Genomic DNA, 26153 nt, shown 5'->3' with positions numbered 1-26153 from the left:
CCACTCCTATTTCATTCCCAGCTTGCTCATAATACGAGTTAATCGTTCACCTAATAGCTTTTGTGCCAAACCTATACGGAGTGACAAGAAGCCATAGACAGCTACGCCAACAACTGCACAAATAACAGAGAACAGTAGTGCTGAGAATTTACTATCAACTGGACCCATTAGTAATTCCAGTAGCTTATGGACAATCAACACACTGACCGCCATCGCCATAGTCAATAATGCAATTAACATGACACGTCTAACGACCATCTCTGATCGATAATTTAATGTTTTACGTAACACAAGAATATTAATAATAATGGATACACTATAACCGATTGCAGTTGCTACAATAGCACCATCTGCCTCCAACAAACGAATTAATGGGATATTTAGCGCTAGTTTAACGAAAATTCCTGATAATAAGCTGAAGACAATCCATTTTTGAAAATCAATTCCTTGTAATAGGGCAGCTGTTACTTGGAATAAAGCAAATAAAATGGCTACAGGTGCATAATGGGCTAAAATCATCGAACCCATTTCACTTTCAGAATACAGCATAAAGTAAATTTCATTTGCTAATAGAGAAATACCAACTACGGCTGGCAATGTAATGAAAATTAAAATTTGGTAGGTTTTATCCATCGCATGACGTAGCGATAAATATTCGCCCTGTGTGTAATATTTTGTAATTGTCGGGACAAGTGCCATCGAAAAACCTGTTGCTAGCATGACAGGAATGATGACAACCTTATGTGTCATAAAGTTAATCATCGATAGATAGGTATCTGTCACCTCAGCTAAGCCAATGGATGTCATAGCCCCATTAAATGTAAGCATATCGACTAATTGGAATAGTGGATTGGCTACACCTACGAACACCATTGGTATGGAGTAGGTAATAACTTCTTTATAAATATTGGACATGGGCAGTTGTGTAGAGGTTACACTTTGACTGCGTAATAAGTTAAATTCAGGCTGATATTTTTTCCAATAATAATAAAGAACACCTAAGCCACCAATCGCTCCGATAAAGGCTGCAAATACTGCGAAGGAAATGGCAGTCTCTGGTTTACCTTTGAACACAACCACCACGATGAAGGAACCGCCTAGTAACACGACAATTCGCACAATTTGCTCTACTAATTGTGAAACAGCGGTAGGCTCCATTTTGTCATAGCCTTGGAAGAAACCTCTCCAAAGACTCATAAAAGGTACAACAATTAAGGCAAAGCTAACCCATCTTATGACCGAAGCAATCTGATCTACTGTAAAAACTTGTTCTTCACTTTTAATCACTAATCCTGCTATAGGTGTAGCAAGGAAAAAGAGGGCAATAAATGCTGCAAAACCTGTCATCATCATAATGAGTATGCCCGATTTCATCAGTTTTCGACCTGATTGATAATCCCCCATTGCATTGTATTTAGAAACAAATTTGGAGACAGCAATGGGCGCACCTGATATGGCGATTGCCAGCATAATAGAGTAAGGGATGTATGCATATTGATAGAGCGCGATATTTTTCTCTCCGACAATTGCATAAAACGGAAAAATATAAATTAATCCGAGCACCTTCGATAAAAACATCCCTAATGTTAATATCGCAGTACCTTTCATTAAATTGGACATCATACCCATCCATTCATTGTAAAATCAATATTATAGTTATACTTCCAAACGTACTTATAAAAATCTTTTCTTTTTTTATTGTCACAACATGCAAACGCTGTCACTCGAAAGTTTCATAAGTAAACCAACTGTAATCTTAACATATTTATAGGAAATGAGACGCATAAAATCATCAAAAAGTTCATTTAAAAGTATACTTGATGAAAAAAGACCTGAAAATAATCGGTGAGGATTACAAAAACCCCACCGATTAAAGCCCATTTCTTTATTACATGTCCACAAAGAACTTTTTATACCACACTAGGAATACATAGGCTGTCCAAATATAACGACCTCGGTTTGCTTTTCCTTCATAGTGTTCATCTAAATAGCCAACTAATTGTTTTGTATCAAAAAATTCATTGGCAAAGTCAGTAGTAAACATTTCTTTTACCATGTTGTAATACTTTTCTTCACGCAACCAGTGACGAATTGGCACTGGGAAGCCTAACTTCGGACGTTTAGCCCATTCTTCTGGTAATTCTTGATGTGCAGCTTGGCGCAGAACATATTTTGTATCAATGTCGTTGACGCGATATTGAGAAGGAATATTTTTAGCTAATTCCATTACTTCTTTATCTAAGAATGGTACACGTAATTCAATCGAATGCGCCATACTCATCTTGTCAGCTTTTAATAAAATGTCGCCTGGCATCCAAAGATTTAAATCTAAATATTGCATTTTCGTCACATCATCTTCGCCTGGTACTTCGTCATAAATACGTTTTGTAATAGATTTTACAGATGGTGCATTTTTATAGTCAGGTTTTAGAACATTAATTGCATCTACTTCATCCCAAACTACTGCTTCCCCTATAAAGCGTTCCTCTACCGTTTGACCACCTTTAATAAGGAAGTTCGTATATTGGCTTTTAGGTAGAGCTTCCGCTATTCCACGTAACGTTTTACGAACACCAAATGGAAGTTTTTCATATTTTTGCATTCTTCCTGAGTTTTGATACCAAGAGTAGCCACCAAAAATTTCATCCGCACCTTCACCTGATAGTACAACTGTTACATCTTTAGAGGCTAGCTCTGAAAGGAAATACAGAGGTACAGAGGAGGGATTCGATTGTGGCTCATCCATATGCCATTGGATTTTTGGAAGAGCTTCAAAACACTCATCTGCCGTAATATATTTACGTTCATTTTGAATATTTAACGTATCAGATAAATCTTTTGCTAGGTTCGTTTCATTAAACATATCTTCATAATCAGCAAACCCAACTGAAAATGATTTATCTGGACGTAATAAGGACGTAATATAACTTGAGTCAATACCACCTGATAAGAATGAACCAACTTTTACATCACTGATTTTATGAGCTTCTACTGATTCTTTAACAGTTGAACGTATTTCTTCAATGTATTTTTCAATGGAAGCTTCTTTAGCATGGAATTTTTTATCCCAATATTGCACAATTTGCTTTTTGCCATTTTGAATGAGCATATAGTGTGCTGGTGGTAATTTAAAGACCCCTTTAAAGAATGTCTCATCCATCGAAGAATATTGGAATGTTAAATAAGGACGTAATGCCTTTTTATTTAATTCTTTAATAAATGAAGGATGTGGTAAAAATGATTTAATTTCAGAGCCAAAAATAAACGTACCATCTGTTGTATGTTCAGAGTAATACAATGGTTTAATACCAAAGCCATCACGAGCAATGAATTGTAAATCATTCTTTTTATCCCAAATACAGAAAGCAAACATACCACGTAGCTTTTTCACAAAGTCTACACCGTACTCTACATAGCCATAAATAATAACTTCACTATCTGATTGCGTTTTAAAAGTATGTCCTTTTTCAATAAGATCTGCACGCAGCTCTTGGAAGTTAAAAATCTCTCCATTGAATACAAGCACAATATTGCCGTCTTCACTATATAATGGTTGATTCGCTACATCTGATAAATCAATAATACTTAATCGTCTGAATCCTAACGTTACTGTATCGTCACTGTGAATACCACCACTATCTGGCCCGCGGTGAATAATTGTATTCATCATATTTTCAATTGTTTGATGATGATCAATCACATTTGTTCCATTAATATAACCTATAAATCCGCACATTCTATTTTTCACCTCATAATTTAGTGCATAACCTTTACCATAATAGCATGAAAAGACATTCATTTCATGCTGACAATGCTAATAAAGGAAACTTTCATCGATATAATTGTATAACAAAATTTATTGTGTTTCATTCTACTATAAAATACCCTTCAATACGAAGGAAGGGATAAAGAATTATAAAACACTTTGCTATTATTTTCAATGTCAAAGAAGCCCCTACTCTATATAGACTTCATGTATAATAGGAAAGATTCCTAAATTGAAAAGAAAGTGAGTTTCTAACTATGTATGATGTAATCGTGATCGGTGGTGGCCCATCTGGTTTAATGGCGGCGATTGCTGCTGGAGAGCGGAAAAAGAAAGTTTTATTGTTAGAAAAAGGTGCAAAACTTGGCAAAAAATTAGCCATTTCTGGTGGTGGGCGCTGTAATGTGACCAATCGTTTGCCTGTTGAAGAAATCGTGAAGCATATACCTGGTAATGGTCGTTTTCTTTATAGTCCTTTTACCGTTTATAATAATGAAGATATTATTGCATTTTTCGAAGGGCTTGGTGTTGCTCTAAAAGAAGAGGATCATGGTAGAATGTTTCCTGTATCTAACCGTGCACAAGATGTTGTCGATGCGCTAATTCGTCAGCTTCAACGTTTACATGTTGAAGTTCGTTTACACACTGCCGTTAACAAGCTTGTCATGGATGAAGAAAAAATTCTTGGTGTCCGTCTTACAGATGGCTCCGAAATTCGTAGCCAAGCCGTCATTGTAGCCGTTGGTGGCAAGGCTGTCCCACAAACGGGATCGACAGGCGATGGCTATCCATGGGCAGAGCGAGCTGGCCATACTATCACAACTTTATTCCCAACAGAAGTCCCTGTTATATCGAAAGAGGACTTCATTCAAGCACGTGAACTACAGGGTCTAGCCTTACGTGATGTTGCTGTCTCTGTGCTAAACAAAAAAGGGAAGGTACTCGTTACCCATCAAATGGACATGCTCTTTACACACTTCGGCTTAAGCGGTCCTGCCGTTTTACGCTGTAGCCAATTCGTTGTGAAAGAATTAATGAAAACAGGCTATGAGCCCGTAACAATGCGTATACAAACTTTAACTAATTATAATGAAGAAACATGTCTACAATATTTAAATAAGTTGATCAAAGAGGATCCGAAAAAGGCTGTGAAAAATGTTTGGAAAGGCATCGCCCCAGAACGTTGGCTATTATTTTTATGTGAACAGGCAAATATCGATGTACAAGTAACGGGTGCCGAATTATCCCAAGATAAAATTCGTCAGCTAGCTCGTTTACTTGTTAACTTCACTTTGACAGTAAGCGGCACACAATCACTTGATAAAGCATTCGTTACAGGTGGTGGTGTCTCCGTAAAAGAAATTGAGCCAAAAACAATGGCTTCCAAGAGAAAAGAAGGGCTATTCTTCTGTGGTGAAATCCTAGATATTCACGGCTATACAGGAGGTTATAATATTACCTCCGCCCTTGTAACGGGACGTATCGCAGGAATGAATGCGGCATTATAATAATAGAAGAAAAAGCGTGTCCGGACAAAACGGACACGCTTTTTTAGCTTTCACTAGACATATATACTTCTTCAAATGGCTGGATAATGACGAAGCCCTCACCCGAAAACGCCATCTGGATTGATTCGCCACTTCCACGACCGATAAATGTACGGAAGCTAATATCTGTTTTAAACTCAGGTGTTAAATTCCCTGACCAAGCGACAGTGGCATGTGGGTCAGTATAAACCGTTTCACCTGGTTTTACTAATAATGTTAATGGTTCGAAGTGTGTTGTAATCGCTACTTTTCCTGTCCCTTGTAACGTTACATTAAATAAACCACCTGACATGATGCCAGCCATTTTTCGCATTAACCGTATATCCCAGTTGATGCTAGGCTCAAAAGCAAGTAGATCATTACCATTTACACAAAGACTGTCGTTTTTCAAATCAAAGACGGTTACTTTCTTACCTTGATCGGCTAAATAAAGTCTGCCCTTTCCACTCGCTTTCATCAATTGTGTACCTTCACCTGTTAAAGCCTTTTTAAACATCTTACCAAGTCCGTGCTCCAACACGCGCTCACGTTCAAATTTAATGTCTCCTGTATAGGAAATCATTGCCCCCATTTTGGACCATACTTCACCGTTTAAATTAACCTCTAATACACGCTCAGTTTCCAATTCAAAATAATCATTTTCTTGATCATCCTGCTGTGTTTTATGAACAAATTCATCTAAAGAAAATTTCCCCATAGTAGATCCCTCCTTAATTACTTTATATACGATTACTTTTGAGAAAAGATTCAAATTTTAGCTGTTTATCCCTTATTCCGTCTTTCGTTATAAATTTTCTCTTTTAATAACGAAATCTTTTTATTTCCAGTAATGGTATTGACATCAGGTATGCACTGTTATACATTAAACGAGGAACCGATAATTGTTATATAACAATTAGTACAAAAAAATAACTATATAAGTGCCATGTGCGAAATGACACCTATACAGTTATCGCAAAAATAGATTATTGAGTAGCGGAAACGTCTCCAACATTTTGTGCCGCTTTTAAAGCAGTTTGTTTACGTACATCAGCACGTAAGGTGATTGAAATGACTAATGAAGCAGCGATTAACCCTGCAAATACATAGAATACAGGAATATAGCTTCCATAAGCATTTTTGATAGTGCTTACTAACAACGGTCCGAAAATGCCACCCAATGACCAAGTTGTTAATAAATAACCATGGATCACACCAAGTTGTTTCGTTCCAAATAAATCACTTGCAAAAGCAGGTAAATTTGAGAATCCTCCACCATAGCAACTAACGACTAAGAAAATAAGTGCTTGGAAAATAATCACGTTCGTTGTATGTGGTAAAACGATAAATGTAATTAGCTGTGCTGTAAAGAAAATAACAAATACATTTGAACGTCCAATATAATCAGACACAGCGGCCCAAATTAAACGACCACCACCATTAAATAACCCCATGATTCCTACCATCGCTGCAGCGCCTGCAACTGATAGCCCCACAATTTCCTGTGCCATTGGTGAGGCAACAGAAATCATCATAATTCCTGCAGTAACATTGACTAAATGCATAGACCATAGCATCCAGAAATGCTTTGTTTTGACAGCCTCACGTGCTGACATAACTGCTAAATCTTTCTTTACTACTTCTTTGCCGTTATCGGCTGCTGCCTTCATATTAGCTGGCATATAACCAGGCTTAGGCGGCGCTATATATGAAGCCCCTAAAATCATTAACGTGAAATAACTTGCCCCTAAAATAAAGTATGTTGTAGAGATGCCAACTGCCTCCATTAAGTTGGCTGCGACTGGCGCTGTAATTAGTGCACCAGAACCAAAACCAAGTACGGCCATCCCTGTTGCTAGACCTCGTCGATCTGGGAACCATTTTACAAGCGTTGATACTGGCGCAATATAACCAATCCCCATACCTAATCCACTAAGTACGCCATATGTTAACCAGTACAACACGACCGAATCCATTGAAATTGCAACTCCTGCACCAGCTTGTCCTGCTCCAAATAAGACAGCTGCTACCATCGCCGATTTACGTGGTCCCATCTTCTCTACTAAACTACCAAATAATGCAGCTGAAAACCCAGCAAGCCCCATCATAATGGTAAAGGCAACCGTTACCTTTGTTTCACTCCATCCCATTTCTGTGACAATAGGTATCTTGTATACACTGTATGCATAGGCTCCACCGATTGAAAGGTGAATAGCGATTGCAGATAATGCAATTAACCATCTATTTTTATTCATAAATTCTCATTTCTCCCCTCTTTTGCTACCTGTGAAAATTCTATGAACGTCCATGTTAAACAATTTACCACTTAGAATTATTCAAATGCAAGATGTTTTTCTAAAAAATATTATTTCTCCAAAAAGTATTTTGTTTTTCCATTAATGTTTTTCATTAAATAAACCCTACAGTCTCTAAGCAAAACAGCGTTTATCCTACAAAAAGCATAACACCTTTTAGCTATTATTACTTTTCTACTCTATTTTATAAATAACCACTAATTATATTAAAATAATTATTTTTGTGCATAATTTCACATTCAACAGATGCATACGTCTCTTTTTACCATTTCTAACAGGAGTCAGCAACACTTAAAATGAAGCAAATGCATTACACAGAATGTAGAATTTTTTAGAATAATAGAGAATTTTACAATAGTAAAAGACAATTTTTTTATTTTTAAAAATATCTTTAAAAATGGTATAACACCTCTTTTTTTACTTAAAATTGTAAAAAAACACTTTTATAACAATACAGTGAATGTATAATTTTTAAACCACTTTCAATTTTCCTTCATTTTTATTATTCAAATATATATTTTTTTCAACTAAATTTGAACGTTCAACACTCTGAATCAGAATCAATTGCTTCTATCAGGTTATATATATGCTAGAACAGGTCCATTTTTCGCGAAATATTATTTTTGTAAAAAAACAAAACATATCAAAAAAAAACAGCATGCTAGAAATATTTCCAACATACTGTACAAAATAATAGATTTTTTAAGTTGTTTTTCTTTTCATAAAAAGCAAAGTTCTTATTTCCTTATAGTAAATACATAGCAAAATTCCTAGTAAAATCAATAAGGAGCCATATACTTGGACACTTGTAGGAAATTGCTTTAAAAAAATAGCACTTAATAGCATAGCGATAGCTGGCTCAAAATTCAATAATAGTGAAGCATTCGTTGAGCCAATCTCCTTCATTTTTTGATTCCAAAGTAAATTACTAATTCCATGAATAATAACCGCTGATATAATGAGCAGCATCCAATAAGGATATGTTACTTGCCAATTTATTCGTGTCCACATCGTAAACGAAAATGGGACAAGCACCAGCAAACCGATTAGATTTGTATAAAAGGTGATGGACTGGGCTGATAATTTCAGACTGAGATGATTCACAATAATAAGGAATAAGGCAAAGCTTAGCATCGTAATTAAACTTAGCACTTCCCCCTTTCCAATAGAAATGGCGATGAGGGCTCCTTTAGTAATGATGAGACCAACCCCTATAAATGAAATGATTGCCCCTAACCAAAATATACCGTTTCGTGATTCATGATAAATCATTTTATTAAGTAAAGATGTGACAATCGGTGCGCAGGCTAAAATTAATGCCGCGGTAATAGGAGAGGTATGCTGAAGACTTGCATAAAAGCTATAGTGATTGATGGAAACACCTAGTATTCCTGCAATGATCAGCAACAGTAGGTCATTACGTGTAAACGTTGTATGAATAATAGCCTTCCAACTAATGCAGCCTAAAAATAGGACAATGACCATTAATCTAAATATGGCAACCATGATTGGATACCAATGTTCAATTAAAATAGAGCCAATAATAAAGTTACTGGCCCAAAAAAATACACAGCTAAATAAAATCATATAGATCGTTAGTTGCTTCATATTTATCGCACCTGTATATAAGAGACTTCTACATAGTTCATAATCAACTCTTTTAAAAATCTACTTCCCTTTCTTGTATTTCTTCCTATCTATTAAAACATAAGTATAGCAAACTAGAAATTTTCTAGTTTGCTATGGTATCTAAATAAGGGGGATTTAGATTGATACTTAATTGATAAACTGGCCTTTTGACATAACCACCCGTTTTGATGGTTTACGTGCAATGACTTCAGCGCTAGAAACGGCGTCAAAGAAAACAAAGCTTGCTTCATCTTGCACGTTTGGCCAAACCTTTTGACCATTTGCATCCAATGGTGTGACACCATTTGTAATGTATTTTAATGTTTGTCGAATAGAACGCTCATCTAACTTACGTGTATTGTCTGCAAAAGTCGTTGCTTTTTCTAAAATATCTCCCGAGCCATATGGACTCCATGAATCATAAAAGCCATCACAACCAAAGTGAACATCTACTCCATGCTCTGTTAGTAAATCAATCGGTGGGATTAATCGTCTTAAATCAAATGGCACCGTTGACATAATTTTTACTTGCTGCTGCGCTAGACGATCTGCAATTTTATGCTGTTCCATAGCTGATACATCTCCAAGAGAAAAGGCATGACTAATAGCCGTTCTCCCTTGATAGTTTGCATCCTCTACCATATCGATCCATTTATCGATTGTATAATAGCCAACATGACCACCATCATGTAGATGAATATCAACATCTACATTAAATTCTTGTGCGATATTCATGACTTCATAAAGAGAAGGCTCAATCGAATTATCAATACCAGCAGGATCTAGCCCACCAATCATCGTTGCCCCATTGCGCAAGGCTTCACGTAATAATTTAGGCACATCATCTCTTAGTAAGCCATGCTGTGGAAAGGCAATGATTTCTGATGTCACAACACCTTTATAATCTTCCAATGCTTCTAGCACACCCTCTAAGTTTTTTAAGCCAATGTACGGATCGATATTGACATGTGTACGAATATGATTGGCACCATTATTGAGGATTTTCTCAATCATGGCTGCAGCACGTTGTTTCCCAGTCGTTGCAAGGACCGATAATTCTTGTGCTTCACGATCCAAGCGTTCTTTCAAGTTCTTTACAGGCACACATGCTTTCCATGGTAAAGATAAGTATGTCTTATCTAAGTGATTATGCATTTCTTTAAAGGCTGGTAATAGCAGCTTCCCTTTCATATCTGTTACTTCATCTAGAGAATCAATTGTTTGTGTTGCTGGTACAATTTGAGAAATAAAGCCATCCGTAATTTCAAGGTGAAAAAGCTCCACCTTTGTACCGACAGTATCATTTTCTTTTAGATATTCTCCTGTTTCAAGTAGAACATTTGTAAGCCAGTGCTTCATCTGTATTCTCCTTTCAACTCTCCAACTTCCTGTTGGTGAATAATATGTCCTTGTGAAATAACTGTAGTAATAGGGCATCTTCTTGCTACAACATGTGCAGTACTAATTCCATCTACTAAAAGCATATTGGCTTTATCACCAACCTGTGGCCAAACACGTTCTCCGGCATCATTCAATGGAGTAATGCCACCCGAAGCATATTTCCAAGCACGACTTAATGAATATTCATCAATAAAACGGAATCTCTCCGCCATTACATTTAACTTCATAATGGTGTTTCCTGTACCATAAGGAGACCAATGATCTGTTAAACTATCATGTCCAACAGAAACTTTTACACCATTGTTATAAAGGTATGGAATCGGTATCGTCGAGCGATTAATATCCGTTGGCACCGTTGTTGTAACATCCATTTGCACAGCAGCCATCGCCTGAACTAAGTTTTCTAATCTTGATTGTTCTAAATCCGCAAGCGCCATTGCATGACTAATCGTAACTTGTCCTTCTTTTTTCGCCTGTTTTGTTAATTCGATTAGTTTATAAAATTCAAATTCACCTAAGGTATTAGCTGTATGAATATGAATATCAATCCCTGCCTGATAGTCTTGAGCAATAGCCATCGTTGTTTGCAATGATTTCTCAATATTTCTATCTACAATGGATGGGTCAACTCCTCCAACAAGCGTTGCACCCATTGCCATCGCCTCACGGATCAGTCCTTCCACATTCGAGCGCAGTAAACCATGCTGTGGGAAAGCCACAATATCATAAGTAATTTGATCTTGATATGTTTCTAACACTTGCTTTGTTATTTCAATATGCTTGGTCCCAATTTGTGGGTCCACATTACAATGCGACCGTATATGTGTATGTCCTTGTGAAATTAACCACTTAACCATTTCCTCAGCCCGATAAGCCGCGGTCGGTAATTGTTTAGGAAGTAGCGTTTGTTCTTCCTCGATGCGCGTTAATATCCCTTTTGTAATAGGTCTTGGGGCCTGCCACTCTCCACCAAAATAAGTTTTATCAATATGAATATGCATTTCTCGGAAAGATGGTACTAATAATTGCTTCTGTGCATCTACTATCTCTACATCGCCATCGACTACTATATTCTTATCTATTTGTTGAACATATCCATCTACAATTAGAACATCATAAATAGCAGTACGCGTTGCAACAATGCGTTCATTTTCATGCTCAAATGCCTCTTCTAATCTCACATTTTTCAGCAGTAATTTATTCATAGTTTCCTCCTCATTGGTATTTGTAGGTTTCAGCAAGTTTGATTATTCTACAATTTCAACGCCACTGATCATCGTATAGTTAGATGCATCTAACCAGAACCCTTTGACAGCATTACTGTAAACAGCTAAATGCTCGTAGTTACGAACTGGAATATACACAGCATCATCTAACTCCATTTGCATTGCTTTTTTGTAGATTTCATTACGTGCCTCTTGATTTGATTCAGAACGTCCTTGCTCAATTAGCTTGTCTATTTCTGGATTTGAATAGTAGAAATGGTTTCCTGGAGGTCCCATAGAAGCAGTATGGAATAGATTAAATTGGTTATAATCAGCATCTCCCGTTGCATTACCCCAGCCACTAATAAATATTTGGTGTTGTTCTTTCGTAATTTCAGAAATAAATGCGCCGTATTCCATTACTTGAATATCAACGTCTAGACCAATGCCCTTCAATTGAGATTGAATAACCTCTGCCATATTAATACGCTCTTTACGGTCGCTCGTTAGTAATTTAACTTTTGTTCCTTCTTTAACACCCGCTTCTTTTAATAGTTCTTTTGCTTTTACTACATCATAATCATATGGCTTTGTTTCACTAGAGTAACCGATAATTTTTGGACTCATTGCGGAATTGGCAAGTGTGCCTACATTATCATAAATACCGCTAATAATTGCTTCACGGTCCACTGCATAACTAATTGCTTGACGCACTTTAACATCTGATAACAATGCATCTTTCACATTGAAACCAATGAACTCTACTGCCAATCCTTCTGCGCGGAATAGATTCATAGTTGGTGAATTTTCAATACGATCAATTTCAGTTACTGGCACTTGCTCAGCGATATGCGCTTCTCCGCTTTCAATCATCGCTAAACGTGTAGAATCCTCGGGTACTACTTTAAATGTTACTTTATCTACTTTTGGTACTGTACCCCAATAGTCTTTGTTTGAATTTAATGTAATTTCTTGACCTGATTTCCAAGCATCAAATACAAATGGACCTGTCCCTACTGGATGTGTTGCTAATTCATCTGCCGCTTCTGCAATAGCTTTCGGGCTAATCATACTACCTTCCTGACTTGCTAAAATTGATAAAAGTGGTGCATATGGCTCCTTTAATTTCAACGTGACAACATACGTATCATCGACTACTACTTCACTAATCATTGATAATTTATCACGCTGTGGTGACCCAGTCTCTGGATCTAAAATGCGATCGAATGTAGCTTTTACAGCTTCCGCATTAAAATCAGCGCCATCATGGAATTTAATGCCTTCATTTAAAGTAAATGTCCATGTGACATCATCTTTTTGTTCCCACTCTTTTGCAAGTAATGGAGCAATTTTACGATCTCTATCAAAAGCAACAAGTGTTTCATATACTTTGCCATGAATAATATTCGCTGAAGGGATATCTGTAATAAAGTGAGGATCAAGGCTTGTTGCATCTGATGCTCTTAAAACAACTAATTCCCCTCCTACACTTTTAGATCCCTCATTGGAACCTTCAGCACTCTTATTACTAGCAGTTGAGCATGCCTGCAAAACTAGAACAGTAATTAGTGTCATCAATAAAAAAAGCTTCATTCTCTTCATAAACATTTCCTCCTTTTATGTTTTCATCCTTACATCTCGAATTATAAAGAAATAAAATTCACTTGTTTTTTAAAATCTTTACTTGTTTTTTAAATTTTCTGACTAATACCTTCTAAAATATTTACATTCTTTACGCTTTTCACTAAATTGAAATCAAATCAACTAGAAAAGGAGTTTCATTATGGATAAAGTAACTACTACTATCGACCATGCTGTTTTAGTGAATGCACGTAAAGCTTCTAGAAAAAAGAATCTTGTCTCGTTCCTAAACAAAATCAAAAAAAATAAGGCCGCTGTCGCAGGGGGTATCATCATTCTACTATATATATTGATGTTTCTTATCGGGCCAATTATAGCTCCTTATGATCCATTCGATGTTCAGTTAGATCAAAAATTACAAGGACCCAGTTTAGATCATTTAATGGGCACAGATGACAAAGGACGAGATATTTTAAGTCGAATATTATATGGCTCCCGTTTATCTCTTGGTGTTGGTATTTCAGCCGTGTTATTTGGTGGAACAATTGGGACAATCCTCGGGCTTATCTCTGGCTACTATGGAAGATGGATTGATTCGATTATTAGTCGTATTTTAGATATCATGCTTGCCTTTCCAGGTATATTACTAGCTTTAGCGATTGTCAGCGCTTTGGGACCAAGTCTTATTAATGTAACTATTGCTGTTGGATTCTTTTCCATCCCTATGTTTGCCCGTATTGTACGTGGATCGACAATGGAAGTAAAAAAGTTAGAATATATCGATGCTGTTAAAACACTCGGTGCAAATGATATGACCATATTAATCAAGCATATCTTCCCGAATATTTTATCACCTATTATTGTCCAAGCATCTATGCGTTTAGCAACAGCCATTTTATCTGCTGCAGGTCTGTCATTCTTAGGATTAGGTGCACAACCACCATCTCCTGAATGGGGTGCCATGTTATCAAATGGTAGGGATTTTCTTTTTACGGCCCCATATATGGCCCTTTTCCCAGGTATTATGATTTCCATCCTTGTTCTAGGATTTAACCTATTCGGAGATGGTTTACGAGATGCTTTAGATCCAAGAATGAAAAATTAAAGGAGAGAAGTTATATGACATTATTTATCCTAAAACGACTTGCTCAAATTATCCCCGTGACGCTCGGTGTAACGCTTGTTGTTTTTCTAATTATGCAAATGATTCCAGGCGATCCCGCCATCATTTTAGCTGGTGAAGGAGCTTCACAAGAAACCGTTAATGAATTACGTGAAAATTTAGGACTGAATAAGCCTTTAGCCATTCAATATACAGATTACATTAAAAATCTTTTACAAGGTGACATGGGTCATTCTTTAAAAAATAATCAACCTGTATTTGAAGAAATTACCGCTCGTTTACCAATTACAATTGAGCTGGCCTTTTATAGTATTTTAATTACCATCGTTCTTGGGCTTATTGCCGGCATCATCTCAGCAATCCGCCCCTATTCCTTCATGGATGTTGGTTTAATGATTGTGGCATTATTAGGAATCTCGCTCCCTAGTTTCTGGTTAGGTATTTTATTAATGTACGTTTTCTCCGTACAGTTACATTGGCTACCTGTTGCAGGTTGGGACAGTGCTAAGCATATTATTCTACCTGCGGTTACACTGGGCGCAGGTGGTGCTGCTATCGTTGCACGTATGACACGTTCAAGTATGTTAGAAGTCGTCAATCAAGATTATATTCGAACAGCTAAAGCTAAAGGCTTAAAAGGTTATATTATCATTTTAAAGCACGCATTACGGAATGCTTTAATTCCAGTTATTACAGTAGTAGGCTTACAGTTTGGTAGTTTACTTGGCGGCACAGTATTAGTAGAATCTGTTTTCGCCGTAAACGGATTAGGTCGAATGATTGTCGATGCAATTCGTACACGAGATATACCAATCGTGCAAGGAGGCGTACTAGTCGCTTCATTAATATTCGTATTCATTAATCTTTTCGTCGATATTTTGTATCGAATCTTTAATAAACGGATGGATTTAAACTAGGGAGGGAAAAAACAGATGAAACAAGATACAGTGTTAGAAGTAAAAAATTTACAAACTTATTTTTATTCGAGTGAGGGAGTCGCTAAAGCTGTGGACGGTGTTTCCTTTACACTTCAAAAAGGAGAAACGCTGGGCATTGTCGGAGAATCTGGTTGTGGGAAATCCATGACTTCCCTTTCACTACTTCGATTAGTCCCTTCACCCCCTGGCAAAATTGTTAATGGTGAAATTCTTTTAAACAATACAGACATCTTGAAATTATCAGATGAAGAATTACGTAAAATTCGAGGTAATAAAATATCAATGATTTTCCAAGAGCCCATGACAAGCTTAAATCCTGTGCTATCCGTTGGTGAACAAATCGCTGAATCCATTCGTTTACATCAAGGTTTATCACGTAAAGAAGCATGGCAAAAAGCGGTGGATATGATTCGCCTAGTTGGCATTCCAGCCCCTGAAAAAAGAGCGAAACAAGAGCCGTATCAGCTAAGTGGCGGGATGCGTCAACGTATTATGATCGCGATGGCACTTGCTTGTACGCCAGATGTTTTAATTGCTGACGAACCGACGACTGCCCTAGATGTAACCATTCAAGCTCAAATTATTGATATTATTCAAAATTTGCAAAAGCAGTTAGGAATGAGCATTATCTTCATTACCCATGATCTTGGTGTTGTAGCTGAGATTTGCGATAAAATTGCCGTTATGTATGCAGGGCAGGTTGTAGAGGAAGGCACAACTGATAGCCTTTTTGAAAAACCATTACATCCTTATACTAATGGTTTAATTCAATCCTTGCCAAAACTATATGAGGATCAAGAGGAATTATCTACTATACATGGAACCGTTCCAAGTCCATATCATTATCCAATTGGCTGCCGCTATGCAGAACGCTGTCCATTTGCTACAGAATTATGCCTTGAAAAACAGCCTGAACTTCTTACGATTGAGCCAGGGAAAAGGTAAGATGCTGGATGTACAGTAAGGAATGGCAGGGAGCAACACTTATGGAGGAGATGACCGTATGATAAAAGAGCAGCAAGCACAGCCACTACTACAAGTAAATAATTTAAAACAACATTTTTCCTTAAAAAAAGAAAAACTCTTCGGTCCACAGCAGGTGGTTAAAGCGGTGGACGGTGTTTCTTTTGAGATTATGCCTGGTGAAACACTTAGTATTGTTGGAGAATCTGGCTGCGGTAAATCAACGACAGGTCGCTCTATTTTAAGATTAGACGAACCTACATCTGGAGAAGTGTTATTATTCGGCAAAAATTTAGTAACGATGAATAAAAAAGAGCTGCGAGTAGCGCGCAAGGACATTCAAATAATTTTCCAAGATCCGTATGCATCTCTGAACCCAAGACGCACTATTCGCAAAATGTTAACAGAGGCCATGTCTATTCAAAAAATAGTTTCTCCAGAGCAGCAAGAGGCACGCATGATCGAATTAATGTCACTTGTCGGACTGCGACCAGAATATTTGGAGCGTTATCCACATGAATTCTCTGGTGGACAACGTCAACGTATTGGGATCGCAAGAGCACTTGCCGTCAATCCCAAAATTATTATTTGTGATGAATCGGTTTCTGCCCTGGACGTATCTATCCAAGCACAAATTTTAAATTTATTGAAACAGCTACAAAGAGATTTAGATTTAACCTTTTTATTTATCTCACATGATTTAAGTGTAGTGCGCCATATATCAGACCGGATAATGGTTATGTATCTTGGAAAAGTCGTAGAAATTGCTGATAAGCAATCCCTTTTCACCCAGCCGCATCACCCTTATACAAAAGCACTGTTTTCGTCGATTCCAGTTATTGATAAGGAGCATCGTAAGGAGCGTATTATTTTAAAGGGAGATCTACCATCACCGTTAAATCCCCCTACAGGCTGTAGCTTCCATACACGTTGTCCGTTCGCTACAGATAAATGTAAAGCAGAGGTGCCCGCTTTACGGGAAATTACGGCGACCCATAAGGTAGCTTGCCATTTTGCAGAAAATTTAGTTTAATGTAACTTACACTTATAAATTCAATGGAGAGGTCATTATGTTACAACTAGAAACCTTCAACATATATATTCTCCTATGTGTAATCGCTCCAATTATTGGAGCTTTTCTGCTTACTTTTATATTTATTTTCGAAAAACAAATTGATAGCCTAGAGGAAGAAAAAAGAAATTTAGAGCTAAAGCAAGATTTACAAAGAGCCAATATTCTTCAGCTAAATCAGCAAATACAGCCCCATTTCTTTTTTAACGCATTAAATTCATTACTGAGCCTAGCCCGCATCAATCGAAAGGAAGATTTGGTAGCGGGCATTGAGGCCTTAGCAACGTTTTTTAAATTTAAATATAATAATCATGAGGTGTTAATTGCTTTAAAAAACGAGGTGCTATTTGTCGATAGCTATTTAAATATTCAACAGCTACGCTTTGGACATCGTTTGACGGTCCATAAGTATGTTGATGATGCAGCATTATCTGTACAAATACCACCATTTATTCTCCAGACCATTATTGAAAATGCATATAAACATGGCTTTGAAAAGCATATAGGACCTGCTGAACTTTTCATTTATATAAAGAAAATGGACAAGTTTTTATTAATAGAAATAAAAAATACACAACCATCAGAAAAGATAGAATCGGCTATTGAGCAAGTAGAAGATGAATTGCAGCAAGGTTATGGTCTTGAAAATATTAAAAAACGTCTCGAGCTTATTTATGGACTCGAAAGTATTTTATTTTCAATTCAAAACGATCAACATTTTTACACTGTAACGATCCATGTTCCCGCTTAGGCTTTCTACTAATTTGAATATGAAAGGAGAACCTCAACATGAATATATTAATCGCAGATGATGAGCCTTTAGAGCTTGAGCAAATGATTTATTTATTAAAGCCACATTTCCCTAATTGGACATTCCATACTGCTCAGGACGCTTCACAAGCTCTGCAATTAGCTAAAAAGCACCGTATGACTATCGCCTTTTTGGATATTCAAATGCCTGGGAAAGATGGAATCACTTTAAGTAAAGAGTTAAAAGAACTTTATGATGTAGATATTATAATGGTAACAGCCTATCAAACCTTTGAATATGCGCAGCAAGCGTTACGTATTGGAGTAAAGGACTATCTAACAAAGCCTGTTATTGCTAGTGAATTAAATGCTATTGTGGAGAAATATAAAGTATGGAGCTCTAACCATGATGCGATCCAAAGCGCTCTTTCCTATATTCATGAAAACTTTCATGAAAAACTGAGTTTAAATATTATTGCTGAAAAAATCCATTTGAACCCTAGTTATTTAAGTCGTAAGTTTTTGGAGGAGCAATCCATCGGCATTAATGAATATATTAATAATTATCGCCTAGAGATGGCCGTGAAGAAAATAAGTGAAAATCTGGATGCTAGTATGTCAGCAATTGCGGAGAGCTGTGGTTTTAATAGTCAACACTATTTTAGTGTAGCTTTTAAGAAAAAATATAATCAATCACCTCGTCAATACAAATCCTCTAAAACGAGTAAAGGTAATTGAAGATATGCTAAAGAAATTTTCATTGCTCGTACCATTTGCAAGTTTAAGCACAGCAGCAGGTGTCATCATACTTTTAGCGAGATGGATTAATGGTAATTTACTATTGTCCTCTCCTTCTGCCCTAATTTCGTATGGCTTTATGGCGGGCATTTGTTATACATTAGCGACAGCTATTTCATTTGTCATACTGGGCTCATTATTAAAAAAGAGTGATTACACACAAAACCAGCATACCCAAAGCTTTTTACTCTTTACGATACAGAAAAAATTGAGTGGTATGAATTTAAAAGTCATACGATTTTTTTACCTTTTAACAGGCATTGAACTTTGGTTAATACAATTAATAAGCATTAGTGTGTTATCTGAAATTATGTTAACCATACCAGTCCCCATCACCATTTTTTTATTTTTGGTGGGAATGTTACTTCTGGATCGCATGATGTCAGTGAAAAGTATATTGTGGCTAGAAATATTATTTATCATCGCTTTATTTTCTTTACTTATTTTTATCCCTATTTATTATTTTGTACAAAATGGTGCTAGCACCGTTTATGAAGGTATTCGCTTGTATCACCCTTATTTATTTTATTTTAAAAATAGTGAAATCCTGCTGTTCTATGTCATTATTCAACTAGCCGTTTTAGGACAAGTTCTCTTTGATAAATCCACATGGTATTTAATCGCCTTTATTAAGCCAAAAAAAGTACGTCGCAGCCTGTTTTCTTCAGGTGTGATTTTAGCTTTATTAACGCTATCCTTTACAGCAATTTTAATGATTGCTTTATACAGTGGCTCATTTGGTCAGTTTCAAATTCTAATTTTCACGTTTTTATATGAAGTACAGCCCGGGTTTCTGACATTTGCTTTCCTTGTCATTGTACTGTTGGCCATTGTCACAACCTTACTTGTAGATTTGCGGGCAACCAAACGATTTTTTGTGAAGAAAAGGCCCTATTACTTTTATTTAATTGGTCTACTCATCCTTTTATTTACATTTTTCTTATCTATCGATTTAACGATTTTAGGAGTTATTTATTCTTTCGCATTTCTTCATATTACCATGCTACCATTTATGTTTATTCTTTTATTTACGAATCGTCATATTCATAAACATAACTGGCTTGTCATACTGTTTTCCATCATCATAGGGATCGGTGTTGGTTTAAGCTTCAATGCCCTTTACGGATTAGCAGCTAGCTTTATGATATCTAGTATTTATCAATTAATGCTACAAACAGAAACGGAAGATAAAAACGCCTGAATTCGCAAAATAGCGTGTTCAGGCGTTTGTCTTCTTTTAACTGATATAAATAATGAATATGCCAAATAATAGTAGACTAACAATGGCTGAACTAATGGAAATATAATGTCTTTTTTCTTCTCTACCATAGTAATAGTCAATGAAAATAGAACTGAAAACTATAACAGTTAGATAGCCTATTATTACGACGGTCAATAGGATCAACCCTTTCAGTACGAACAAACAGACCAAAACAATATTTACAATTTTAATGATCCAACTGACTCGCTGATGACCTTTATTAACATACCCTTTTGGAATGTTGAACTTTTTTCTCATTAATTTTTCGACAAAAAAATGACTAACGAATAAGACTACTAGAAATATAGATAAGCCCTTCATTCCAAAAGCTATATCATCTTCTTTTAGGGCAAGGTCTAAATAAGCCTTTGCCAAATCTTCATTATTTACTCGATAAAAGGATTTATTGTGATAATCCTCTATAACGATATATTCCTCGTTTAAAAATATTTTCATTTTAATTACTTGGCCATTTGCAAACTCTGCCCATACATCACGCATGGCTCCAAATCTAAATGGATTATCCCCATACATCTGTGTCACAGTGGCCTGCTGTAATAACTGTTGTAATAAATCCTTGTCATCATTCAGCTCAAATATTTTCTGGCCAATCGTCCATCCAGGTCTCCCTGCCATAAAGGTCTCCATATCCGCGTTGAAAATCATTGTATACCTTTTTATTGTTTCTTGCTGTGCTAACTCTACAAATGAAGTTTGTTTAGCTTGTTCGCCCCGTCCTAGTGGACCGAGTTCTATGATAAACAATAGTATAACAATCGTACCTAAAATAATTAATGGATATTGCCAGCGTCTTGTTGTAGGATTTACTCGGTGTACCTGTTGTGAAATATTTTTCTGTAATGACTGTGTAAATCGTGGCGTTGTGCCAAGCTCTTTATCCAACCTCTCCTTAAAAGCTGTCATCCATTAACACCTCCCAATCACTAGGGTTTAATTTAGACTGCAACATTTTCCTTGCTCGATGGAGCCTAGTTTTAACTGTATTTTCTGCACATAAAAGTATGTCAGCTATCTCTCGAACCTTTAATTCTTGATAATAATAAAGAATAATGACTTCTCTAAAAGTAATAGGTAAAGCAAATAATGCTATCGTTAATGTATTTTGCTCATCCTTCGCTAATAATGTCATTTCTGGTGTACGTTTATTTGCCCCTATATGTATTTTTTCAAATAATTCATGTCGCTTATTTTTCCAACTTCTTAAATAGTCATGACTTTTATGTACAGTGATTTTTACTAAATACGTCTTTAGAGAAGATCTTTGTTCGAAGCGATCCCGTTGACGATAATAGGCAAAAAATACATCTTGAACAATTTCCTCAGCTATCGCCCAGTCCTTTACATATAAATACGCCACTCGTAAACAATATTCTCCATGCTCCTCCATGACCTCCTCTAAATGCTCACTCACTGTAACACCTCCCATGTATATTCACTTTATAGTCGTAGTGAAGGGCCATTTGGTTTCCAAAAAAGAAATAATCTTTTCAAAAACTATGTTTCATTTAAACGATGGACATAATATTTCAAAAACATCACACAATAAAATGTGTTTCAACATTTGAAGGTGATGTTATTTTGAATAGATGTGAATAACTTATGCAAGAAGTAGTTTTGAGTTCATCCATTCAGGGAAATCATCATGTAAATAAGTATTATAAAGATTTGATTTAGTTGTTTTGATAGTGGATTTGTCCTTTTCGTATGCCAAGTCGCATACTTTTTTTCTTTTAACTCTTGAATAGCTAGTTAAAAAACTGTTATAGTGAGATTGTTTGTCTGACGTCTGACAAATTAAGTTCTTTGGTTGTTCTGCAAATTTTTAGATAGAACATAATGAACAAAAGAATATTTGTTGTCTTGAATTCAAACGCCCTAAATTATACTTATGGAGGAATTTATGAAATACTTAATATCCCTTTGTGGATTGCTACTTGTTTTTGGTTTAGCTCTGTTAATGAGTAAAAACAAAAAAGAAATAAAATATAAATATATATTGATTATGTTAATCATTCAATTTATATTAGCGGCTTTACTTCTAAATACAACGATTGGTTATGTTCTAATCAAAGGTATAACAAATGTATTTGATCATTTATTATCCTACGCAAATACAGGTATATCATTTGTTTTTGGTGGTTTAGCGAATGAAGGAGAATCCCCATTTTTCTTAGGTGTTTTATTACCAATTGTCTTTATATCTGTGCTAATTGGGATTTTACAGCATTTCAAAATCCTTCCTTTCCTCATGAGATGGATCGGTTATTTTTTAAGTAAAGTAAGTGGCATGGGAAAATTGGAGTCCTATAATGCTGTTGCTTCTGCAATGGTAGGTCAATCTGAGGTATTCATTACAGTCAAAAAACAACTAGACAAGGTCACTCCTCAGCGTATGTATACATTATGTGCATCCGCGATGTCGACCGTCTCGATGTCAGTTGTTGGCGCGTACATGACGATGATTGAACCAAAGTATGTCGTAACGGCGATTGTTTTAAACTTATTTGGTGGTTTTATAATTGTTTCCATCATTAATCCGTATACGGTAAAAGAAGAGGAAGATATCTTAACCATTGAAGATGAGCAGAAGCAAGCTTTCTTCCAAATGCTTGGTGAATATATTATGGATGGCTTTAAGGTAGCCATCATTGTTGGAGCCATGCTAATTGGTTTCGTAGCATTAATGGATTTAATCAATTCATTGTTTGATATGATTATCGGTGTTTCCTTCCAAGAAATATTAGGCTATATTTTTGCACCAATAGCTTTCCTAATGGGTATCCCATGGGCAGACGCTGTTTCAGCTGGTGGAATAATGGCCACTAAATTAGTAACGAATGAATTTGTTGCTATGATCAACCTTGGAGAAATTGAGAACACAATGAGTGAACGTACGTTAGGTATTATTTCTGTATTCCTAGTATCCTTTGCTAACTTTTCATCCATTGGTATTATTTCTGGGGCAGTCAAAGGGTTAAATGAAAGACAAGGAAATGTTGTTGCACGTTTCGGCTTAAAGTTGCTTTATGGAGCGACACTGGTAAGTATTTTAACGGCAATAATTGTTGGCTTGATTATTTAAGTGGATAGTCATTTTATTGCTTACACTGCACCTATCTTGTAGGTGCAGTTTTTTTATTGCCTTATGATTTTCTCCAACATAAAAAAATGTACATCACTAAAATTTAATTTAGCATGTACATTTTTAACATTTATATCTCTTTATTTAACGACAATATTTACAAGTTTGCCTGGAATAACGATAACTTTTACTAAGTTCTTTCCAGCCATATATTCTTGTACTTTTTCATCTGCTAGCGCTATTTTTTCAATGTCTTCTTTTGAAGCATCTTTAGCTACGACGATTTTTGCACGAACTTTACCAGCAACTTGCACCGCTACTTCCACTTCATCATCTACAAGTTTTGACTCATCGTATGTTGGCCATTGCTCATACGAAAGTGTTCCTTCATGACCTAATAGCTTCCAAAGCTCTTCTGCGATATGAGGAGCCATTGGTGCCAACATTTTAACAAAGCCTTCCGCATAAGCTGTTGGGATTACTTCAGCTTTATAGCAATCGTTGATAAATACCATCATTTGTGAAATAGCCGTATTAAAGCGGATACCTTCATAATCCTCTGTCACTTTTTTCACTGTTTGGTGGTATGATTTTTCTAGTGTTGTATCATTAGACACTTGAATTTTCGCTGAAATCGTTCCATCCTCTTCATTGACAAGTAGACGCCAAATACGATCTAAGAAGCGACGTGCCCCATCTAAACCATTTGTAGACCAAGCTACAGAAGCCTCAAGTGGCCCCATGAACATTTCATAAAGACGTAATGTATCTGCACCATGTGACTCAATGATTTCGTCTGGGTTCACAACATTCCCCTTAGATTTAGACATTTTTTCATTACCTTCACCAAGAATCATACCTTGGTTAAATAATTTCTGGAATGGCTCTTTCGTATGAACAACGCCTAAATCATATAACACTTTATGCCAGAAGCGTGCGTATAGTAAATGCAATACAGCATGCTCTGCTCCACCAATATAAATATCAACTGGTAACCAGCGTTTTAGTAATTCTGGGTCTGCAATTGCTTCTGTATTGGTAGGATCGATATAGCGTAAGAAGTACCAGCTAGATCCTGCCCATTGCGGCATTGTATTTGTTTCACGGCGTCCTTTTTTACCTGTCTCTGGATCTACAACATTGACCCATTCTGAAATGTTTGCTAATGGTGATTCACCAGTGCCTGAAGGACGGATATTATCTGTTTTCGGTAGCATTAACGGTAATTCCGATTCTGGAACTGCTGTTATCGTACCATCTTCCCAATGGATCATTGGAATAGGCTCTCCCCAGTAACGCTGACGAGAGAATAGCCAGTCGCGCAGACGATAAGATATCTTCTTCTCTCCAACGCCTTTTTGCTCTAACCATTCAATAGCTTTAGCAATACCCTCTACTTTATTTAAGCCATTTAGGAAATCAGAGTTAATATGTTGCCCATCACCTGTAAATGCTTCTTTACTAATGTCCCCACCTTCAAGAACAGGAACAATGTCTAAGTTGAATGCTGATGCAAATTCATAGTCACGCTCATCATGTGCAGGAACCGCCATAATAGCACCTGTTCCATAAGACACTAATACATAGTCTGCAATCCAAATTGGCACTTTTTTACCGTTAATCGGATTTACTGCATAGGCACCTGTAAATACGCCAGTTTTTTCTTTTGCTAAATCTGTACGCTCTAAATCAGACTTCATTTTAACTTTTTCTAAATAAGTTTCAACCGCTTGACGCTGATCAGCTGTCGTTATTTGTTCCACTAATTTATGCTCAGGTGCAAGCACACAATATGTAGCGCCAAATAATGTATCAGGGCGAGTTGTGAACACGGTAAAGTTCTCATCAGTCCCATCGATACCAAATGTTACTTCTGCTCCTTCTGAACGTCCAATCCAGTTACGCTGCATATCTTTAATAGATTCTGGCCAATCAACTTCCTCTAAGTCATCAATTAAACGATCTGCATAGGCAGTAATTTTAAGCATCCATTGCTTCATTGGTCGACGTTCTACTGGATGCCCACCACGCTCTGATTTGCCATCAATTACTTCTTCATTCGCCAATACCGTACCAAGCGCTGGACACCAGTTAACAGCTACTTCATCCACATAAGCTAAACCTTTGTTATAAAGCTGAATAAAAATCCATTGTGTCCATTTATAATACTCTGGGTCAGTCGTGTTAATTTCACGATCCCAATCATAGCTGAAACCTAGCTCTTGAATTTGACGTTTAAATGTTGCAATATTTTTCGCTGTAAATTCCGCCGGATCATTGCCCGTATCAAGTGCATATTGCTCCGCTGGTAAACCAAACGCATCCCAGCCCATTGGATGTAATACATTATAGCCTTGCATACGTTTAAAGCGTGATAGAATATCTGTCGCCGTATATCCTTCTGGATGTCCTACGTGTAGTCCAGCGCCAGATGGATATGGGAACATATCTAATGCAAAGAATTTAGGCTTTTCTGTTTCATTTTCAGTTTTGAATGTTTTGTTATCAGCCCAATATTGCTGCCACTTTTTTTCAATTTGTTGATGATTAAAACTCATTTTTTTTCCTCCTTCAATGAATCTTGCTGCTCTTCATTAGAATTAACAAAATATTTAAAAAATAAAAAAACTCGCCCCTTCCTTATAGAAGGGACGAGAGAATTTGCACTCCCGCGGTACCACCCAAATTAGTGATTACACTCGGCTCAAGCTTCCTTAACGCG

The 26153-nt window shown here is 36.5% G+C and carries 19 protein-coding genes, 1 pseudogene and 1 other annotated feature (1 of these 21 only partly in view); of the genes and pseudogenes, 9 read left to right on the top strand and 11 right to left on the bottom strand.

All coding sequences use genetic code 11. The features are described 5' to 3' along the window. Positions 1-6: 6 nt before the first annotated feature. Entirely contained in the window at positions 7-1620 is a 1614-nt protein-coding gene (locus PI85_RS00320; RefSeq protein WP_025117504.1) for a polysaccharide biosynthesis protein, read from the bottom strand. Positions 1621-1888: 268 nt separating this feature from the next. Then, positions 1889-3736, bottom strand: a complete 1848-nt coding sequence (gene asnB, locus PI85_RS00315) for an asparagine synthase (glutamine-hydrolyzing) (RefSeq protein WP_036119676.1) — start codon at positions 3734-3736, stop codon at positions 1889-1891. Between the two features lie 287 nt (positions 3737-4023). Here asnB and PI85_RS00310 point away from each other — a divergent pair, with 287 nt between their 5' ends. Continuing rightward, positions 4024-5274 (top strand): NAD(P)/FAD-dependent oxidoreductase, encoded by a 1251-nt coding sequence (locus PI85_RS00310; RefSeq protein ID WP_036119679.1) that lies wholly within the window; start codon positions 4024-4026, stop codon positions 5272-5274. Between the two features lie 43 nt (positions 5275-5317). Here PI85_RS00310 and PI85_RS00305 read toward each other — a convergent pair whose 3' ends face one another. From PI85_RS00305 to PI85_RS00280, 6 genes are all read right to left on the bottom strand, one after another. Beyond that, positions 5318-6010, bottom strand: coding sequence for an AIM24 family protein (locus PI85_RS00305; protein ID WP_008176687.1), 693 nt, complete (start codon positions 6008-6010; stop codon positions 5318-5320). Between the two features lie 268 nt (positions 6011-6278). Beyond that, entirely contained in the window at positions 6279-7547 is a 1269-nt protein-coding gene (locus PI85_RS00300; protein WP_036119682.1) for an OFA family MFS transporter, read from the bottom strand. Positions 7548-8309: 762 nt separating this feature from the next. Continuing rightward, positions 8310-9215, bottom strand: a complete 906-nt coding sequence (locus tag PI85_RS00295) for a DMT family transporter (RefSeq protein WP_036119685.1) — start codon at positions 9213-9215, stop codon at positions 8310-8312. 168 nt (positions 9216-9383) lie between these two features. Beyond that, complete coding sequence (locus PI85_RS00290) at positions 9384-10595, bottom strand: amidohydrolase (protein ID WP_036119687.1); 1212 nt, start codon at positions 10593-10595, stop codon at positions 9384-9386. Beyond that, entirely contained in the window at positions 10592-11842 is a 1251-nt protein-coding gene (locus tag PI85_RS00285; protein WP_036119690.1) for an amidohydrolase family protein, read from the bottom strand. Before PI85_RS00285 ends, PI85_RS00290 begins: the two co-directional genes overlap by 4 nt. A gap of 42 nt (positions 11843-11884) precedes the next feature. Next, positions 11885-13444: a glutathione ABC transporter substrate-binding protein gene (locus PI85_RS00280; RefSeq protein ID WP_036119692.1), complete on the bottom strand. Its 1560-nt coding sequence runs from the start codon at positions 13442-13444 to the stop codon at positions 11885-11887. A gap of 181 nt (positions 13445-13625) precedes the next feature. On the opposite strand from PI85_RS00280, the gene PI85_RS00275 reads away from it, so the two are divergent. From PI85_RS00275 to PI85_RS00245, 7 genes and pseudogenes are all read left to right on the top strand, one after another. Then, the gene (locus PI85_RS00275) at positions 13626-14528 is read left to right on the top strand and encodes an ABC transporter permease (protein WP_008176675.1); all 903 of its coding nucleotides are present in this window, start codon (positions 13626-13628) and stop codon (positions 14526-14528) included. A gap of 14 nt (positions 14529-14542) precedes the next feature. Further along, positions 14543-15463, top strand: coding sequence for a nickel ABC transporter permease (gene nikB / locus PI85_RS00270; RefSeq protein ID WP_008176673.1), 921 nt, complete (start codon positions 14543-14545; stop codon positions 15461-15463). A 15-nt stretch (positions 15464-15478) separates the two neighbouring features. Beyond that, a pseudogene (locus PI85_RS00265) lies at positions 15479-16491 on the top strand (ABC transporter ATP-binding protein). Then, entirely contained in the window at positions 16488-17480 is a 993-nt protein-coding gene (locus tag PI85_RS00260) for an ABC transporter ATP-binding protein (RefSeq protein WP_036119699.1), read from the top strand. Before PI85_RS00265 ends, PI85_RS00260 begins: the two are co-directional and overlap by 4 nt. Before the next feature lie 37 nt (positions 17481-17517). Further along, positions 17518-18270 (top strand): sensor histidine kinase, encoded by a 753-nt coding sequence (locus tag PI85_RS00255; RefSeq protein ID WP_008176667.1) that lies wholly within the window; start codon positions 17518-17520, stop codon positions 18268-18270. A 38-nt stretch (positions 18271-18308) separates the two neighbouring features. Continuing rightward, complete coding sequence (locus PI85_RS00250; protein WP_036119703.1) at positions 18309-19007, top strand: response regulator; 699 nt, start codon at positions 18309-18311, stop codon at positions 19005-19007. A 4-nt stretch (positions 19008-19011) separates the two neighbouring features. Continuing rightward, positions 19012-20268, top strand: coding sequence for a hypothetical protein (locus PI85_RS00245; RefSeq protein WP_036119705.1), 1257 nt, complete (start codon positions 19012-19014; stop codon positions 20266-20268). 36 nt (positions 20269-20304) lie between these two features. On the opposite strand, the gene PI85_RS00240 is transcribed toward PI85_RS00245, so the two are convergent. Both PI85_RS00240 and PI85_RS00235 read right to left on the bottom strand, forming a co-directional pair. Continuing rightward, a complete protein-coding gene (locus PI85_RS00240; protein ID WP_036119708.1) occupies positions 20305-21252 on the bottom strand; it encodes a DUF4181 domain-containing protein in 948 nt (315 codons plus the stop codon). Then, the gene (locus tag PI85_RS00235) at positions 21239-21760 is read right to left on the bottom strand and encodes a sigma-70 family RNA polymerase sigma factor (protein ID WP_052059889.1); all 522 of its coding nucleotides are present in this window, start codon (positions 21758-21760) and stop codon (positions 21239-21241) included. The genes PI85_RS00240 and PI85_RS00235 overlap by 14 nt, the downstream gene beginning before the upstream one ends. Before the next feature lie 489 nt (positions 21761-22249). On the opposite strand from PI85_RS00235, the gene PI85_RS00230 reads away from it, so the two are divergent. Continuing rightward, entirely contained in the window at positions 22250-23431 is a 1182-nt protein-coding gene (locus PI85_RS00230) for a NupC/NupG family nucleoside CNT transporter (RefSeq protein WP_036119714.1), read from the top strand. Positions 23432-23571: 140 nt separating this feature from the next. On the opposite strand, the gene leuS is transcribed toward PI85_RS00230, so the two are convergent. After that, positions 23572-25989 carry a leucine--tRNA ligase gene (leuS, locus tag PI85_RS00225; protein WP_036119717.1) on the bottom strand — a complete coding sequence of 806 codons (2418 nt, stop codon included), beginning with the start codon at positions 25987-25989 and terminating at the stop codon, positions 23572-23574. A gap of 86 nt (positions 25990-26075) precedes the next feature. After that, positions 26076-26153 (bottom strand) — a binding site (T-box leader) (it continues 133 nt past the right edge of the window).

It is taken from the genome of Lysinibacillus sp. A1 (assembly GCF_000801965.1).
GTDB lineage: Bacteria > Bacillota > Bacilli > Bacillales_A > Planococcaceae > Lysinibacillus > Lysinibacillus fusiformis.
This window is presented reverse-complemented; position numbering and strand designations above follow the sequence as displayed.